The 20,080-nt window shown below is 39.9% G+C and carries 1 protein-coding gene; it reads right to left on the minus strand.

Annotated features, from left to right (window positions below; genetic code table 11):
* Window positions 1-6: 6 nt before the first annotated feature.
* Window positions 7-20,067 carry a T9SS type B sorting domain-containing protein gene (locus tag LPB136_RS13980; RefSeq protein WP_158009601.1) on the minus strand — a complete coding sequence of 6,687 codons (20,061 nt, stop codon included), beginning with the start codon at window positions 20,065-20,067 and terminating at the stop codon, window positions 7-9.
* Between the last annotated feature and the right edge of the window lie 13 nt (window positions 20,068-20,080).

Raw genomic sequence — 20,080 nt, forward strand, 5'->3', positions numbered from 1 at the left:
TTTCTTTTATTGTCCTCTGCTTATTGTTAACCATCCTTTAAACTGAGGGAAGCCATCTCCTAAATTTAGGATATAGAAATATGTACCATCTGGAAGACCTTCTTTTCTATTTATTACATTATTTCCATTTGATATCCCTGTCCATTTATTATCATAACCTTTAACATTATAGACTTCTCTCCCCCATCTATTATAGATTTGTAATGTGTTATTAGGATATTTATCCAAACAATCTATTTTAAAATAATCATTTACTCCATCTCCATTTGGACTAAATACATTATAAATTGTTAAACAAATTGGTTTAGTTTCTGCTGTATCAATATTATTATCTGATACAAAATCATCCTGATCTACATTTATAATTGTAGTAGTATTAATATAATCTCCACTTGGATAATCTGCAAATTCATTAACTTGAACAGTTAATAATAAAGTTACAGTTGTGTTTCCTGGAACTGTTCCAATATTCCATTCACCATTTGTATCATTATAGGTGCTTCCTGGTGCATCTGTTGTATGAGATACATAAATATATCCTTCTGGTAATAAATCTTCTACAATTACTCCAGTTGCTTCCATTACTGTAGGATTTGTAACTGAAATAGTAAACATAACTTCATGATTTACAATCGGATTAACTTCATCAACAGTTTTAGTTATACTTAAATCTATTGGTAATCTTAACAGAATACTATCGTAATCATCTTCAGTAATAACTCCGTTGTTTGGTGTACTATCTGGGTCAAAATTAATACTACGAACAACTTCTGCTTCTACAAGATGCTCATTATCTAAAAGTTGAGGTGTTAGAACAGTTACATCAATTTCTAATTTTTTCGTTTCATCAACTTCTATATCACCTATTTCCCAAATTCCATCTTGTACATTATAATTTCCATTTCTATGAATGATATATTCCAATCCAGATGGTAAAAGACTTTTTACTCTAACATTTGTACTTCTATTTGGCCCATCATTAGTTAACTCTATAGTATATACTACAGTTTCACCAACATCTGCAACTTCTTTATCAGAAGTTAAATCTATTCTTAAATCAGATACAAATTTAACTTTTGGATCAGCAGAATCGTGGTCATCTTCAGAAAGAATACCATTGTTTGGTGTAGAGTCTGGATCAAAATTATCACTTGCAATTACTTCAGCAAAATTAGTGAATGGCCCATCAGGATTTATTGTAGCTAAAACAGTTAAAACTACAGATTCGTTAATACCTAAAGTTGGAATAGTCCATTCTGTACTAGCATAAACTGTACCTGTTGTCGTACTAGAATTCACCATTGTATAACCAGCTGGCAATTCATCTTTTACAACAATCCCAGTAGCATTATTAGGCCCACTATTAGTTACAGTTATTGTAAATTCAACTGTATCAAAAGGTGTTGGCCCACCACTTCCATCAGCATCAGTAATTAATACTACTTTTTTATCTAAACTGATGTCTGATGTTGGTTGAACCCCATCTTCTCCTGGCTCTTCTCCATCTCCATCATCTTCATCATCTGGATCGTTTTCTACGTTTCCATCATTGTCTGTATCTACGCCATTGTTTGGTGTAGAATCTGGATCAAAATTATCACTCGCCGTTACTTCGGCTAAGTTTACATAATCTCCTGTTGCATTAATTATTGCTTCTACTGCCAACGTTACTGTTGCTTGGTTCGCAATCGTTCCAATTGCCCAAACTCCGGTTGTTGTATCATAGGTTCCTTGACTTGCTGTGTTACCTAGCATTGTGTAACCATCTGGTAATTGATCGGTTACTGCTATGCCTGTTGCATCATTGGGTCCGTTATTAGTTACACTTACCGTAAATACAACTGTATCGTTTGGTGTTGGTGTTCCACTTGCGTCAGCATCAACTGTTACTTCAGAAGTTTTATCTAAACTGATGTCTGATGTTGGTTGTACACCATCGTCTCCTGGGATTTCTCCATCTCCATCATCTTCATCATCTGGATCGTTTTCTACATTGCCATCATTGTCCGTATCTACGCCATTGTCTGGTGTTGAATCTGGGTCAAAATTATCACTTGCTGTTACTTCCGCTAAGTTTACATAATCTCCTGTTGCATTAATTATTGCTTCTACTGCCAACGTTACTGTTGCTTGGTTCGTAATCGTTCCAATTGCCCAAACTCCGGTTGTTGTATCATAGGTTCCTTGACTTGCTGTGTTACCTAGCATTGTGTAACCATCTGGTAATTGATCGGTTACTGCTATACCTGTTGCATCATTGGGTCCGTTATTAGTTACACTTACCGTAAATACAACTGTATCGTTTGGTGTTGGTGTTCCACTTGCGTCAGCATCAACTATTACTTCAGAAGTTTTATCTAAACTGATGTCTGATGTTGGTTGAACGCCATCGTCTCCTGGCTCTTCTCCATCTCCATCATCTTCATCATCTGGATCGTTTTCTACGTTGCCATCATTGTCCGTATCTACGCCATTGTTTGGTGTTGAATCTGGATCGAAGTTATCACTTGCCGTTACTTCCGCTAAGTTCGTGTATTCTCCTGTTGCATTAATCGTTGCTGTGATTACTAAGGTTACCGTTGCTTGATTCGCTATGGTTCCAATTGTCCAAACCCCTGTGTTGGTATCGTAACTTCCTTGACTTGGTGTGTTGTCTGTTAAGGTATATCCTGTTGGGATTTGATCCGTTACCACAACGCCTGGTGCTTCATTCGGGCCATTGTTGTTTACTGAAATTGTAAACTCAACCGTATCGCCTGGACTTGGTGTGGTGCTATTATCCGCATCAACCGTAATCGCTGATGTTTTGTCTAAACTGATGTCTGAGGTTGGTTGTACGCCATCGTCTCCTGGTAATTCTCCATCTCCATCATCTTCATCATCGGGATCGTTTTCTACATTTCCATCATTGTCCGTATCTACGCCATTGTTTGGTGTAGAATCTGGATCGAAGTTATCACTTGCCGTTACTTCCGCTAGGTTCGTATACTCTCCTGTTGCATTAATCGTTGCTGTGATTGTTAAGGTTACCGTTGCTTGGTTTGCTATCGTTCCAATGGTCCAAATTCCTGTGTTGCTATCGTAACTTCCTTGACTTGGCGTATTACCTGTCATGGTATATCCATCTGGTAATTCATCCGTTACCACAACGCCTGGTGCTTCGTTCGGGCCGTTGTTGTTTACGGAAATTGTAAACTCAACCGTATCGCCTGGACTTGGTGTTGTACTTGCATCTGCATCGTTCGTAATTGCTGATGTTTTGTCTAAACTGATATCCGACGTTGGTTGTACGCCATCGTCTCCTGGTAATTCTCCATCTCCATCATCTTCATCGTCTGGATCGTTTTCTACATTTCCATCATTGTCCGTATCTACGCCATTGTTTGGGGTTGAATCTGGATCGAAGTTATCACTTGCCGTTACTTCGGCTAAGTTCGTGTATTCTCCTGTTGCATTAATCGTTGCTGTGATTGTTAAGGTTACCGTTGCTTGATTCGCTATGGTTCCAATTGTCCAAACTCCTGTGTTGGTATCGTAACTTCCTTGACTTGCAGTGTTGTCTGTTAAGGTATATCCTGTTGGGATTTGATCCGTTACCACAACGCCTGGTGCTTCGTTTGGTCCGTTGTTGTTTACTGAAATTGTAAACTCAACCGTATCGCCTGGACTTGGTGTTGTACTTGCATCTGCATCGTTCGTAATTGCTGATGTTTTGTCTAAACTGATATCCGACGTTGGTTGTACGCCATCGTCTCCTGGTAATTCTCCATCTCCATCATCTTCATCATCGGGATCGTTTTCTACGTTGCCATCATTGTCTGTATCTACGCCATTGTTTGGTGTAGAATCTGGATCGAAGTTATCACTTGCCGTTACTTCGGCTAAGTTCGTGTATTCTCCTGTTGCATTAATCGTTGCTGTGATTGTTAAGGTTACCGTTGCTTGATTCGCTATGGTTCCAATTGTCCAAACTCCTGTGTTGGTATCGTAACTTCCTTGACTTGGCGTATTACCTGTCATGGTATATCCATCTGGTAATTCATCCGTTACCACAACGCCTGGTGCTTCGTTCGGGCCGTTGTTGTTTACGGAAATTGTAAACTCAACCGTATCGCCTGGACTTGGTGTTGTACTTGCATCTGCATCGTTCGTAATTGCTGATGTTTTGTCTAAACTGATATCCGACGTTGGTTGTACGCCATCGTCTCCTGGTAATTCTCCATCTCCATCGTCTTCATCGTCAGGATCGTTTTCTACATTTCCATCATTGTCTGTATCTACGCCATTGTTTGGTGTAGAATCTGGATCGAAGTTATCACTTGCCGTTACTTCAGCTAAGTTCGTGTATTCTCCTGTTGCATTAATCGTTGCTGTGATTGTTAAGGTTACCGTTGCTTGATTCGCTATGGTTCCAATTGTCCAAACTCCTGTGTTGGTATCGTAACTTCCTTGACTTGGCGTATTACCTGTCATGGTATATCCATCTGGTAATTCATCCGTTACCACAACGCCTGGTGCTTCGTTCGGGCCGTTGTTGTTTACTGAAATTGTAAACTCAACCGTGTCGCCTGGACTTGGTGTGGTGCTATTATCCGCATCAACGGTGATTGCTGATGTTTTGTCTAAACTGATATCTGAGGTTGGTTGTACGCCATCGTCTCCTGGTAATTCTCCATCTCCATCGTCTTCATCGTCAGGATCGTTTTCTACATTTCCATCATTGTCTGTATCTACGCCATTGTTTGGTGTAGAATCTGGATCGAAGTTATCACTTGCCGTTACTTCAGCTAAGTTCGTGTATTCTCCTGTTGCATTAATCGTTGCTGTGATTGTTAAGGTTACCGTTGCTTGATTCGCTATGGTTCCAATTGTCCAAACTCCTGTGTTGGTATCGTAACTTCCTTGACTTGGCGTATTACCTGTCATGGTATATCCATCTGGTAATTCATCCGTTACCACAACGCCTGGTGCTTCGTTCGGGCCGTTGTTGTTTACTGAAATTGTAAACTCAACCGTGTCGCCTGGACTTGGTGTGGTGCTATTATCCGCATCAACGGTGATTGCTGATGTTTTGTCTAAACTGATATCTGAGGTTGGTTGTACGCCATCGTCTCCTGGTAATTCTCCATCTCCATCATCTTCATCGTCTGGATCGTTTTCTACGTTTCCATCATTGTCCGTATCTACGCCATTGTTTGGGGTAGAATCTGGATCGAAGTTATCACTTGCCGTTACTTCCGCTAGGTTCGTATACTCTCCTGTTGCATTAATCGTTGCTGTGATTGTTAGTGTTACTGTTGCTTGGTTTGCTATCGTTCCGATGGTCCAAACTCCTGTGTTGCTATCGTAACTTCCTTGACTTGCAGTGTTATTGGTTAACGTGTATCCTGTTGGGATTTGATCCGTTACCACAACGCCTGGTGCTTCGTTCGGGCCGTTGTTGTTTACTGAAATTGTAAACTCAACCGTGTCGCCTGGACTTGGTGTTGTACTTGCATCTGCATCGTTCGTAATTGCTGATGTTTTGTCTAAACTGATATCCGACGTTGGTTGTACGCCATCGTCTCCTGGTAATTCTCCATCTCCATCGTCTTCATCGTCAGGATCGTTTTCTACATTTCCATCATTGTCTGTATCTACGCCATTGTTTGGTGTAGAATCTGGATCGAAGTTATCACTTGCCGTTACTTCAGCTAAGTTCGTGTATTCTCCTGTTGCATTAATCGTTGCTGTGATTGTTAAGGTTACCGTTGCTTGATTCGCTATGGTTCCAATTGTCCAAACTCCTGTGTTGGTATCGTAACTTCCTTGACTTGGCGTATTACCTGTCATGGTATATCCATCTGGTAATTCATCCGTTACCACAACGCCTGGTGCTTCGTTCGGGCCGTTGTTGTTTACTGAAATTGTAAACTCAACCGTGTCGCCTGGACTTGGTGTGGTGCTATTATCCGCATCAACCGTAATCGCTGATGTTTTGTCTAAACTGATGTCTGAGGTTGGTTGTACGCCATCGTCTCCTGGTAATTCTCCATCTCCATCGTCTTCATCGTCTGGATCGTTTTCTACATTTCCATCATTGTCCGTATCTACGCCATTGTTTGGGGTTGAATCTGGATCGAAGTTATCACTTGCCGTTACTTCAGCTAAGTTCGTGTATTCTCCTGTTGCATTAATCGTTGCTGTGATTACTAAGGTTACCGTTGCTTGGTTTGCTATCGTTCCAATGGTCCAAATTCCTGTGTTGGTATCGTAACTTCCTTGACTTGCAGTGTTATTGGTTAACGTGTATCCTGTTGGTATTTGATCCGTTACCACAACGCCTGGTGCTTCATTCGGGCCGTTGTTGTTTACTGAAATTGTAAACTCAACCGTGTCGCCTGGACTTGGTGTGGTGCTATTATCCGCATCAACCGTAATCGCTGATGTTTTGTCTAAACTGATGTCTGAGGTTGGTTGTACGCCATCGTCTCCTGGTAATTCTCCATCTCCATCATCTTCATCATCTGCATCGTCTTCTACATTTCCATCATTGTCCGTATCTACGCCATTGTTTGGTGTAGAATCTGGATCGAAGTTATCACTTGCCGTTACTTCGGCTAAGTTCGTGTATTCTCCTGTTGCATTAATCGTTGCTGTGATTGTTAGTGTTACCGTTGCTTGGTTTGCTATGGTTCCAATTGTCCAAACTCCTGTGTTGGTATCGTAACTTCCTTGACTTGGCGTATTACCTGTCATGGTATATCCATCTGGTAATTCATCCGTTACCACAACGCCTGGTGCTTCATTCGGGCCGTTGTTGTTTACTGAAATTGTAAACTCAACCGTGTCGCCTGGACTTGGTGTGGTGCTATTATCTGCATCAACTGTGATTGCTGATGTTTTGTCTAAACTGATGTCTGAGGTTGGTTGTACACCATCGTCTCCTGGGATTTCTCCATCTCCATCGTCTTCATCGTCTGGATCGTTTTCTACATTTCCATCATTGTCCGTATCTACGCCATTGTTTGGGGTTGAATCTGGATCGAAGTTATCACTTGCCGTTACTTCCGCTAGGTTCGTGTATTCTCCTGTAGCATTAATCGTTGCTTCAATAACTAAGGTTACCGTTGCTTGATTCGCTATGCTTCCAATTGTCCAAACCCCTGTGTTGGTATCGTAACTTCCTTGACTTGCAGTGTTATTTGTTAACGTGTATCCTGTTGGGATTTGATCCGTTACCACAACGCCTGGTGCTTCGTTTGGTCCGTTGTTGTTTACTGAAATTGTAAATTCAACCGTATCGCCTGGACTTGGTGTTGTGCTATTATCTGCATCAACGGTGATTGCTGATGTTTTGTCTAAACTGATGTCTGAGGTTGGTTGTACACCATCGTCTCCTGGGATTTCTCCATCTCCATCGTCTTCATCGTCTGGATCGTTTTCTACGTTTCCATCATTGTCTGTATCTACGCCATTGTTTGGTGTAGAATCTGGATCGAAATTATCACTTGCCGTTACTTCAGCTAAGTTCGTGTATTCTCCTGTTGCATTAATCGTTGCTGTGATTGTTAGTGTTACTGTTGCTTGGTTTGCTATGGTTCCAATTGTCCAAACTCCTGTGTTGGTATCGTAACTTCCTTGACTTGGCGTATTACCTGTCATGGTATATCCATCTGGTAATTCATCCGTTACCACAACGCCTGGTGCTTCGTTTGGTCCGTTGTTGTTTACTGAAATTGTAAACTCAACCGTATCGCCTGGACTTGGTGTTGTACTTGCATCTGCATCGTTCGTAATTGCTGATGTTTTGTCTAAACTGATATCCGACGTTGGTTGTACGCCATCGTCTCCTGGTAATTCTCCATCTCCATCGTCTTCATCGTCTGGATCGTTTTCTACGTTTCCATCATTGTCTGTATCTACGCCATTGTTTGGGGTTGAATCTGGATCGAAGTTATCACTTGCCGTTACTTCCGCTAGGTTCGTGTATTCTCCTGTTGCATTAATCGTTGCTGTGATTACTAAGGTTACCGTTGCTTGGTTTGCTATCGTTCCAATGGTCCAAATTCCTGTGTTGGTATCGTAACTTCCTTGACTTGCAGTGTTATTGGTTAACGTGTATCCTGTTGGTATTTGATCCGTTACCACAACGCCTGGTGCTTCATTCGGGCCGTTGTTGTTTACTGAAATTGTAAACTCAACCGTGTCGCCTGGACTTGGTGTGGTGCTATTATCCGCATCAACCGTAATCGCTGATGTTTTATCTAAACTGATATCCGACGTTGGTTGTACGCCATCGTCTCCTGGTAATTCTCCATCTCCATCGTCTTCATCGTCAGGATCGTTTTCTACATTTCCATCATTGTCTGTATCTACGCCATTGTTTGGTGTAGAATCTGGATCGAAGTTATCACTTGCCGTTACTTCAGCTAAGTTCGTGTATTCTCCTGTTGCATTAATCGTTGCTGTGATTGTTAAGGTTACCGTTGCTTGATTCGCTATGGTTCCAATTGTCCAAACTCCTGTGTTGGTATCGTAACTTCCTTGACTTGGCGTATTACCTGTCATGGTATATCCATCTGGTAATTCATCCGTTACCACAACGCCTGGTGCTTCGTTCGGGCCGTTGTTGTTTACTGAAATTGTAAACTCAACCGTGTCGCCTGGACTTGGTGTGGTGCTATTATCCGCATCAACGGTGATTGCTGATGTTTTGTCTAAACTGATATCTGAGGTTGGTTGTACGCCATCGTCTCCTGGTAATTCTCCATCTCCATCATCTTCATCGTCTGGATCGTTTTCTACGTTTCCATCATTGTCCGTATCTACGCCATTGTTTGGGGTAGAATCTGGATCGAAGTTATCACTTGCCGTTACTTCCGCTAGGTTCGTATACTCTCCTGTTGCATTAATCGTTGCTGTGATTGTTAGTGTTACTGTTGCTTGGTTTGCTATCGTTCCGATGGTCCAAACTCCTGTGTTGCTATCGTAACTTCCTTGACTTGCAGTGTTATTGGTTAACGTGTATCCTGTTGGGATTTGATCCGTTACCACAACGCCTGGTGCTTCGTTCGGGCCGTTGTTGTTTACTGAAATTGTAAACTCAACCGTGTCGCCTGGACTTGGTGTTCCACTATTATCCGCATCAACGGTGATTGCTGATGTTTTGTCTAAACTGATATCTGAGGTTGGTTGTACACCATCGTCTCCTGGTAATTCCCCGTCTCCATCATCTTCATCATCTGCATCGTCTTCTACATTTCCATCATTGTCCGTATCTACGCCATTGTTTGGGGTTGAATCTGGATCAAAGTTATCACTTGCCGTTACTTCCGCTAGGTTCGTATACTCTCCTGTTGCATTAATCGTTGCTGTGATTGTTAGTGTTACTGTTGCTTGGTTTGCTATCGTTCCGATTGTCCAAACTCCTGTGTTGCTATCGTAACTTCCTTGACTTGCAGTGTTATTGGTTAACGTGTATCCTGTTGGGATTTGATCCGTTACCACAACGCCTGGTGCTTCGTTCGGGCCGTTGTTGTTTACTGATATGGTAAACTCAACCGTATCGCCTGGACTTGGTGTTGTACTTGCATCTGCATCGTTCGTAATTGCTGATGTTTTGTCTAAACTGATATCTGAGGTTGGTTGTACACCATCGTCTCCTGGTAATTCCCCGTCTCCATCATCTTCATCGTCTGGATCGTTTTCTACGTTGCCATCATTGTCTGTATCAACACCATTGTTTGGGGTTGAATCTGGATCAAAGTTATCACTTGCCGTTACTTCCGCTAGGTTCGTATACTCTCCTGTTGCATTAATCGTTGCTGTGATTGTTAGTGTTACTGTTGCTTGGTTTGCTATCGTTCCGATTGTCCAAACTCCTGTGTTGCTATCGTAACTTCCTTGACTTGCAGTGTTATTGGTTAACGTGTATCCTGTTGGGATTTGATCCGTTACCACAACGCCTGGTGCTTCGTTCGGGCCGTTGTTGTTTACTGATATGGTAAACTCAACCGTATCGCCTGGACTTGGTGTTGTACTTGCATCTGCATCGTTCGTAATTGCTGATGTTTTGTCTAAACTGATATCTGAGGTTGGTTGTACACCATCGTCTCCTGGTAATTCCCCGTCTCCATCATCTTCATCGTCTGGATCGTTTTCTACGTTGCCATCATTGTCTGTATCAACACCATTGTTTGGGGTTGAATCTGGATCAAAGTTATCACTTGCCGTTACTTCCGCTAGGTTCGTATACTCTCCTGTTGCATTAATCGTTGCTGTGATTGTTAGTGTTACTGTTGCTTGGTTTGCTATCGTTCCAATGGTCCAAATTCCTGTGTTGCTATCGTAACTTCCTTGACTTGCAGTGTTATTTGTTAAGGTATATCCTGTTGGTATTTGATCCGTTACCACAACGCCTGGTGCTTCATTCGGGCCATTGTTGTTTACGGAAATTGTAAACTCAACCGTATCGCCTGGACTTGGGGTTGTGCTATTATCGGCATCAAAGGTGATTGCTGATGTTTTGTCTAAACTGATGTCTGAAGTTGGTTGTACTCCATCGTCTCCTGGGATTTCTCCATCGCCATCATCTTCATCATCTGCATCGTCTTCTACATTTCCATCATTGTCCGTATCTACGCCATTGTTTGGTGTAGAATCTGGATCGAAGTTATCACTTGCCGTTACTTCAGCTAAGTTCGTGTATTCTCCTGTTGCATTAATCGTTGCTGTGATTGTTAAGGTTACCGTTGCTTGATTCGCTATGGTTCCAATTGTCCAAACTCCTGTGTTGGTATCGTAACTTCCTTGACTTGCGGTGTTATTTGTTAACGTGTATCCTGTTGGGATTTGATCCGTTACCACAACGCCTGGTGCTTCGTTTGGTCCGTTGTTGTTTACGGAAATTGTAAACTCAACCGTGTCGCCTGGACTTGGTGTGGTGCTATTATCCGCATCAACCGTAATCGCTGATGTTTTGTCTAAACTGATATCCGACGTTGGTTGTACGCCATCGTCTCCTGGCTCTTCTCCATCTCCATCATCTTCATCATCTGGATCGTTTTCTACGTTGCCATCATTGTCCGTATCTACGCCATTGTTTGGGGTTGAATCTGGATCGAAGTTATCACTTGCCGTTACTTCCGCTAAGTTCGTGTATTCTCCTGTTGCATTAATCGTTGCTGTGATTACTAAGGTTACCGTTGCTTGATTCGCTATGGTTCCAATTGTCCAAACCCCTGTGTTGGTATCGTAACTTCCTTGACTTGGTGTGTTGTCTGTTAAGGTATATCCTGTTGGGATTTGATCCGTTACCACAACGCCTGGTGCTTCATTCGGGCCATTGTTGTTTACTGAAATTGTAAACTCAACCGTATCGCCTGGACTTGGTGTGGTGCTATTATCCGCATCAACCGTAATCGCTGATGTTTTGTCTAAACTGATGTCTGAGGTTGGTTGTACGCCATCGTCTCCTGGTAATTCTCCATCTCCATCATCTTCATCATCGGGATCGTTTTCTACATTTCCATCATTGTCCGTATCTACGCCATTGTTTGGTGTAGAATCTGGATCGAAGTTATCACTTGCCGTTACTTCCGCTAGGTTCGTATACTCTCCTGTTGCATTAATCGTTGCTGTGATTGTTAAGGTTACCGTTGCTTGGTTTGCTATCGTTCCAATGGTCCAAATTCCTGTGTTGCTATCGTAACTTCCTTGACTTGGCGTATTACCTGTCATGGTATATCCATCTGGTAATTCATCCGTTACCACAACGCCTGGTGCTTCGTTTGGTCCGTTGTTGTTTACTGAAATTGTAAACTCAACCGTATCGCCTGGACTTGGTGTGGTACTTGCATCTGCATCGTTCGTAATTGCTGATGTTTTGTCTAAACTGATATCCGACGTTGGTTGTACGCCATCGTCTCCTGGTAATTCTCCATCTCCATCATCTTCATCGTCTGGATCGTTTTCTACATTTCCATCATTGTCCGTATCTACGCCATTGTTTGGGGTTGAATCTGGATCGAAGTTATCACTTGCCGTTACTTCGGCTAAGTTCGTGTATTCTCCTGTTGCATTAATCGTTGCTGTGATTGTTAAGGTTACCGTTGCTTGATTCGCTATGGTTCCAATTGTCCAAACTCCTGTGTTGGTATCGTAACTTCCTTGACTTGCAGTGTTGTCTGTTAAGGTATATCCTGTTGGGATTTGATCCGTTACCACAACGCCTGGTGCTTCGTTTGGTCCGTTGTTGTTTACTGAAATTGTAAACTCAACCGTATCGCCTGGACTTGGTGTGGTGCTATTATCTGCATCAACGGTGATTGCTGATGTTTTGTCTAAACTGATATCCGACGTTGGTTGTACGCCATCGTCTCCTGGTAATTCTCCATCTCCATCATCTTCATCGTCTGGATCGTTTTCTACGTTGCCATCATTGTCTGTATCTACGCCATTGTTTGGGGTTGAATCTGGATCGAAGTTATCACTTGCCGTTACTTCGGCTAAGTTCGTGTATTCTCCTGTTGCATTAATCGTTGCTGTGATTGTTAAGGTTACCGTTGCTTGATTCGCTATGGTTCCAATTGTCCAAACTCCTGTGTTGGTATCGTAACTTCCTTGACTTGCAGTGTTGTCTGTTAAGGTATATCCTGTTGGGATTTGATCCGTTACCACAACGCCTGGTGCTTCGTTTGGTCCGTTGTTGTTTACTGAAATTGTAAACTCAACCGTATCGCCTGGACTTGGTGTGGTGCTATTATCTGCATCAACGGTGATTGCTGATGTTTTGTCTAAACTAATATCCGACGTTGGTTGTACGCCATCGTCTCCTGGTAATTCTCCATCTCCATCATCTTCATCGTCTGGATCGTTTTCTACGTTGCCATCATTGTCTGTATCTACGCCATTGTTTGGGGTTGAATCTGGATCGAAGTTATCACTTGCCGTTACTTCGGCTAAGTTCGTGTATTCTCCTGTTGCATTAATCGTTGCTGTGATTACTAAGGTTACCGTTGCTTGATTCGCTATGGTTCCAATTGTCCAAACTCCTGTGTTGGTATCGTAACTTCCTTGACTTGCAGTGTTACTTGTTAAGGTATATCCTGTTGGTATTTGATCCGTTACCACAACGCCTGGTGCATCATTCGGGCCATTGTTGTTTACGGAAATTGTAAACTCAACCGTATCGCCTGGACTTGGTGTGGTGCTATTATCCGCATCAACCGTAATTGCTGATGTTTTGTCTAAACTGATGTCTGAGGTTGGTTGTACGCCATCGTCTCCTGGTAATTCTCCATCTCCATCGTCTTCATCGTCTGGATCGTTTTCTACATTACCATCATTGTCCGTATCTACGCCATTGTTTGGGGTTGAATCTGGATCGAAGTTATCACTTGCCGTTACTTCAGCTAAGTTCGTGTATTCTCCTGTTGCATTAATCGTTGCTGTGATTGTTAAGGTTACCGTTGCTTGATTCGCTATGGTTCCAATGGTCCAAATTCCTGTGTTGCTATCGTAACTTCCTTGACTTGCAGTGTTATTGGTTAACGTGTATCCTGTTGGTATTTGATCCGTTACCACAACGCCTGGTGCATCGTTTGGTCCATTATTGTTTACGGAAATTGTAAACTCAACCGTATCGCCTGGACTTGGTGTGGTGCTATTATCCGCATCAACCGTAATCGCTGATGTTTTGTCTAAACTGATGTCTGAGGCATCATCAATTCCTCCGCCTGGAGTATTATTTGCTTCATCATCTTCACTTTGATCTCCGTCATCATTATTGGGAGTAGAATCTGGATCAAAATTATTACTTTTTGTAACTTGAGTTATATTTTCATATTCACCTGAAGCTTTAATTGTAGCTATAATATTTAAGGTCGCTGTTTGTTGATTAGTAATAGTACCAACATTCCATAAACCTGTATTATTATCAAAAGAACCAACATCTGCATTTGCACTAACAAATTCATATCCATCTGGTAAATGATCTTCAACTTCAACTCCATTTGCATCGCTTGGTCCATCATTATTTAATTTTATAACAAATGTTACCGTATCAAAAGGTGTAAATGTTGTACTTGCATCTGCATCTGTTGTTAATTCAGAAGTTTTAGTTAAACTTAAATCTGAAACCGAAGAAACCGCAATATAAACAGTAGCTTGATCACAATCTTGTGGTGTACCATTATCACATATTTCATATACAAATGCATCTGTTCCTGTAAATGTTGGACTTGTTGGAGTATAACTAAACTCTCCATTTGCCATTAATTGTACTGTACCATTTGTTGGTCCTGAAACTGGATTTATATTAACCGTTTGTGTATTTCCCTCAGGATCAAAATCATTATTTAAAACATTTCCAGTAATTGTTCTGTCTGGAACAGTAATATACGCATCATCATTTGCTATTGTAACATTTTCAATTTCATCTGAAATTACAGTTATTGTAACAGTAGTTTCATCACATAACGATGGTGTACCATCATCACAAATTGTATAAGAAAATGTGTCTTCACCAATAAAACCATTAGTTGGATTATAAGTATATGTTCCATTAGGGTTTATTGATACTGTTCCGTTTGAAGGGTTTGTATTACTTGTTACTGTTATATTGTTTCCATCTACATCAAAATCATTATTTAAAACAGTACCTGTAACTTGTGTATTTTCTTTGGTAATATTTGTATCCGGATTTGCAATTGGTGGTAAGTTATTATTGCTTCCTTCAGGTAAAACTTCAATATAAACTGTTGCTGTATCAGTCGCTAGCGGGTTTCCATCATCTACAATTGTATAAGTAAAACTATCTTCTCCAACATAATTTGCTGGTGCTGTATATGTATATTCTCCTGTTATAGCATTAATATTAACTGTAACACCTTGCGCTGTTGTTACTGTTGTTGAAGTTACGGTTTGTGTATCTCCTTCAAAATCTTCATCATTTGTTAAAACATTTCCTGAGACACTTTGATTTTCATATACAAAATTGAAATCATTTACAGCAAGCGTACAATTTTCTAAAATAGTAACCTCTTGTGTTTGTTCACACCCATAATCATCAGTTATTGTTACAGTATAAGTTCCTGCTTCTAAATTGTTAAATACTCCTGTGTTTTGAGCTGTTTGATTTCCAGTAATAAGGTAAGAATAAGGCGCTTTTCCACCTTCTGCAAGAATAGTAACTGATCCTGTTCCTGCACATGAAATATCTTCCTGGCTAGAAATAGAAGCTGATAAAGCTGCAGTAACTCCTAAAATCTCATAACTTTCTGTTGCTTCACATCCATTTAAGTCTTTTGCTATAACGATATAATTTCCTGCTCCTAAATTACTAATTACTGCTGTTGTTGCCGTAAATCCGTTTGGACCTGTCCATGAATATGTATAATCAGACGATGAACCTACCGTTCCTCCTGTGGTACTTGCTGTTAACTGCCCTGTAGTATCACCAAAACAAACAACATTAGCCATATTAGTTGAAATACTTACTTCTACAATTGCATCTGGTTCTGTAATTTCTCTTGATAAATTTGCTGTACATCCTTTTGAGTCGGTTACTACAACATTATAAGTACCATCTTCTAGAGAAATTAAATTTTTATTTGAAGAAGTAAATCCATTAGGACCTGTCCAAGAATATGTATAATCCAAAGTTCCTCCAGTTACGGTTAATTCAATAGAACCGTCATTACCGTTTTTACATGATACTGGGTTTATTGCAGCTCCTAAACTAAGTAAGTTCGGTTCGGTTATTGTTATTGTTTTATTTGTAGGACAAGCTTGTGAATCTATTATTGATACTGTATAAACACCTGCTAATAATCCTGTTAATTGATCTGTAGTATTGTTTGATGCTGTTGTTGTTTGTAATGTCGTACCTGAAGCGTCTTTCCATGTATAAGTAAATGGTGCTGTACCATTAGAAACAGTTGCTGTTGCTGTTGAGCTTTCTCCATTACAAAATATTTCTGTAAAGGTAGCTTCTAAACTAATTGTACAGTTTATAGCATTGATTGTAACAGTATCCATTGCTGTACAGTCATTTTCATCTGTTACAGTTACCGTATAATCTCCTGGTAATAAACCAGAAACTGTTTGTGTTGTTCCTACTGAAGTATTACTACTATTTACCCATGAGTATGTATAATCTGTTGTTCCTCCTGTTGGAGTTGCTGTTACACTTCCTTCAGTTCCATTTAAAGTTAATTGATGCGATACTACACTTGCATTAGCAACCAATACTTCACTTGGTTCTGTAATAGTAACGGTTGCTTCAGAAAAACATCCTTTTGAATCTGTTACTTTTACTGTATAAACTCCTGTTGGAACTCCTGATAAAGTTGCAGAATTTGTTCCAACTGAACTATTAGATGAATTTGTCCACGCATAAATTAAAGGTGGATTTAACGCTGTAACCGATGCCACAGCAGAACCTGTACTTTCTCCTTTACACCCTACTGGTGTTGGTATAACTGAATCAATAACTACTGCTGTATTACAGTTATAAGGATTAATAACAGCTGTATCTGTTGCAGTACACCCGAAAGAATCAGTTATTGTCACTAAATAACTTCCAGGCGGTACATTTGATACGGTTTCAGTGTTATAAATTCCCCCCTGTGAAGATCCATCAGATTCTAATTCTACCAAATCCCATACATAAGTAAAAGTACCTGAACCTCCAGATGGACTTGCGGTTAAAGTTCCATCATTAAAATCTACTCCTGTTTCATCTGTAGCTGTAGCTATAACTTCAACTAACGCTGGTTCTGTAATTGTTACTGTTGTTGTTGTTTCACAATCTTTACTATCTTTTATTGTAATTGTATGCAATCCTGCTGATAAATCTGTTGCGGTTGCACTTGTTGAAGCACTATTATCCCAAGAATACGTATAACTTCCATTTCCTCCCGAAACAGTTACCGTTGCTGATCCGTTTGATTCACCTTTACAAACTACAGGACTATTTTCTACTGCGGTTGCTATTAAAGCTAACGCTGGTTCTGTAATTGTTACTGTAGCTGTAGTTTCACAATCTTTGCTATCTTTTATTGTAATTGTATGCAATCCTGCTGATAAATCTGTTGCGGTTGCACTTGTTGAAGCACTATTATCCCAAGAATACGTATAACTTCCATTTCCTCCTGAAGCCGTTACCGTTGCTGATCCGTTTGATTCACCTTTACAAACTACTGGACTATTTTCTACTGCCGTTGCTGTTAAAGCTAACGCTGGTTCTGATATCGTTACCGTAGTTGTTGTTTCACAATCTTTACTATCTTTTATTGTAATTGTATGCAATCCTGCTGATAAATCTGTTGCGGTTGCACTTGTTGAAGCACTATTATCCCAAGAATACGTATAACTTCCATTTCCTCCCGAAACAGTTACCGTTGCTGATCCGTTTGATTCACCTTTACAAACTACAGGACTATTTTCTACTGCGGTTACTATTAAAGCTAACGCTGGTTCTGTAATTGTTACTGTAGCTGTAGTTTCACAATCTTTGCTATCTTTTATTGTAATTGTATGCAATCCTGCTGATAAATCTGTTGCGGTTGCACTTGTTGAAGCACTATTATCCCAAGAATACGTATAACTTCCATTTCCTCCTGAAGCCGTTACCGTTGCTGATCCATTTGATTCACCTTTACAAACTACTGGGCTGTTTTCTACTGCCGTTGCTGTTAAAGCTAACACTGGTTCTGATATCGTTACCGTAGTTGTTGTTTCACAATCTTTACTATCTTTTATTGTAATTGTATGCAATCCTGCTGATAAATCTGTTGCAGTTGCACTGGTTGAAGCACTATTATCCCAAGAATACGTATAACTTCCATTTCCTCCTGAAACAGTTACCGTTGCTGATCCGTTTGATTCACCTTTACAAACTACAGGACTATTTTCTACTGCGGTTGCTGTTAAAGCTAACGCTGGTTCTGATATCGTTACCGTAGTTGTTGTTTCACAATCTTTACTATCTTTTATTGTAATTGTATGCAATCCTGCTGATAAATCTGTTGCAGTTGCACTGGTTGAAGCACTATTATCCCAAGAATACGTATAACTTCCATTTCCTCCTGAAACAGTTACCGTTGCTGATCCGTTTGATTCACCTTTACAAACTACAGGACTATTTTCTACTGCGGTTGCTATTAAAGCTAACGCTGGTTCTGATATCGTTACCGTAGTTGTTGTTTCACAATCTTTACTATCTTTTATTGTAATTGTATGCAATCCTGCTGATAAATCTGTTGCAGTTGCACTGGTTGAAGCACTATTATCCCAAGAATACGTATAACTTCCATTTCCTCCTGAAACAGTTACCGTTGCTGATCCGTTTGATTCACCTTTACAAACTACAGGACTATTTTCTACTGCGGTTGCTGTTAAGGCAACCGGCTCTACTACCGTGAAGTCTTCAGTTGCAAACATACAACCTTGAGCATCAGTAACTGTAACACTATAATCACCAGCAGATAATCCTGAAATATTTTGTGTTGTTTCTCCATTACTCCATTCAAATTGATAAGATCCATAACCTTCAGAAACAGAAATATTAATTGCTCCATTACTTTCTCCATTACAAGTTACAGGTGTAATAGTTTCAGATATTTCGATTGGACTTGGTAGATTTAAAAAGCCTTCATCAACTATAGCAGGTAATATACATCCATTATCAAAAGTTCCTTCATAAGTTAATTCAGCTTTAAAAGTTCCTGTAAAATCATTGATTCCTGTATAATCAAAAGTTCCTGATAATTGGTTAGAAGTACCAACTTCTACATTATTTAAATAAAACACCCAAGAATAATCATTTGCTGCAGCCGTACAACCCGATTGATCTATAACTCCAGAATAATTTATGGAAGTATTACATTCATCCCTAGAAATTGAAGCTGTAGCTTCAGGACATGGTACACACACTTCCGGATTTATAAATACTCTATTTTCAATACTACAATCAGAGTTTATATAATTAATTGTTGAAGTTCCTGGATCAGAAATCCCACAAGCTTCAACTGTAGAAACAATTGAATAATTTAAAATTACAGATTCATTTGCAACTCTATCAATAAACCAATCTATTTCTTGCGCTGTTGAAGTAAAAGTCCCCTTACTAGATGATAATGAGTTTGGCACAATTTGAAATTCACTAGAAATTACATCATTTACCAATGACTCTCCAGGTAAGGGTGTCGCTGCGGCGATTAACTGTCCTAAAATTTGATTATAAATATTTGATAAATCCGCAGCATCATCTGTATAATATGCTCCTGCATTTTGAATTCTATCTAACGTATGTCTTGATACATTTTCTTGGTCATTACTAAGAGTTCCTGTAAAACCTACCGTAAATATATTTTGATCGTAAGTTTCTCCATTTACAGTAATTGTTTCTATATCATCAGCTGCAGTAAAAGCTCTTGTTTGACATGCTGTATCAAGAGTAGTATCACTACATTGACCATCTCCAGTAACATTTGTTCCTAAACCATTGTGCCATCTTGCTACACCATCTGTAAATAAAATAATGCTTCTAGATGTTCTACAGTTAAATGTGGCTTGAGGAGCCGGAGGAGATAAAATCTCTTTTGCTTTTATTAAAGCATCTTCAAAGTTTGTTGATCCGCCTGTGGTTATATCATCAATCTGATCTAATATACTTTGTTTTGAAGCGCCTCCAGTTAAATTAATTTCAGTTGAGGCAAAGGAATTATAACTAACAATTGCAACCTTATTTTCTTGAGTTGGGTCATTTTGATTTGTAAAAATATTTTCTACAAAATCTTTTGCGGCATCTTGTGCAACTTCTAATAAAGTTTTGGTTTGTCCATTTATAGTAATTTCATCTGCCATACTTCCAGAATTATCTATTAATAAGACAACTTCTTGAGGTTGTACTGCTGGATTACCTGTTACTGTTAAGGTTACGTCAAATTGATTACAGTTTTGCCCATTTGCTACAATGTCTTTATTAATTGTTAGATTTTGACTAAATGAAGTAAGTGTATAAGCAAAAAACATTAGAATTAGTCCAATGTATCTTTTATTTTGTGTAAATATTTTTTTCATATCTCCTTTTCTT

It is taken from the genome of Tenacibaculum todarodis, from assembly GCF_001889045.1.
In the GTDB taxonomy this organism is placed as follows: Bacteria; Bacteroidota; Bacteroidia; order Flavobacteriales; family Flavobacteriaceae; genus Polaribacter; species Polaribacter todarodis.

Coding starts and splice junctions, on each gene's coding strand:
- LPB136_RS13980 (WP_158009601.1), bottom strand. CDS start 20,067: ATGAAAAAAATATTTACACAAAATAAAAGATACATTGGACTAATTCTA.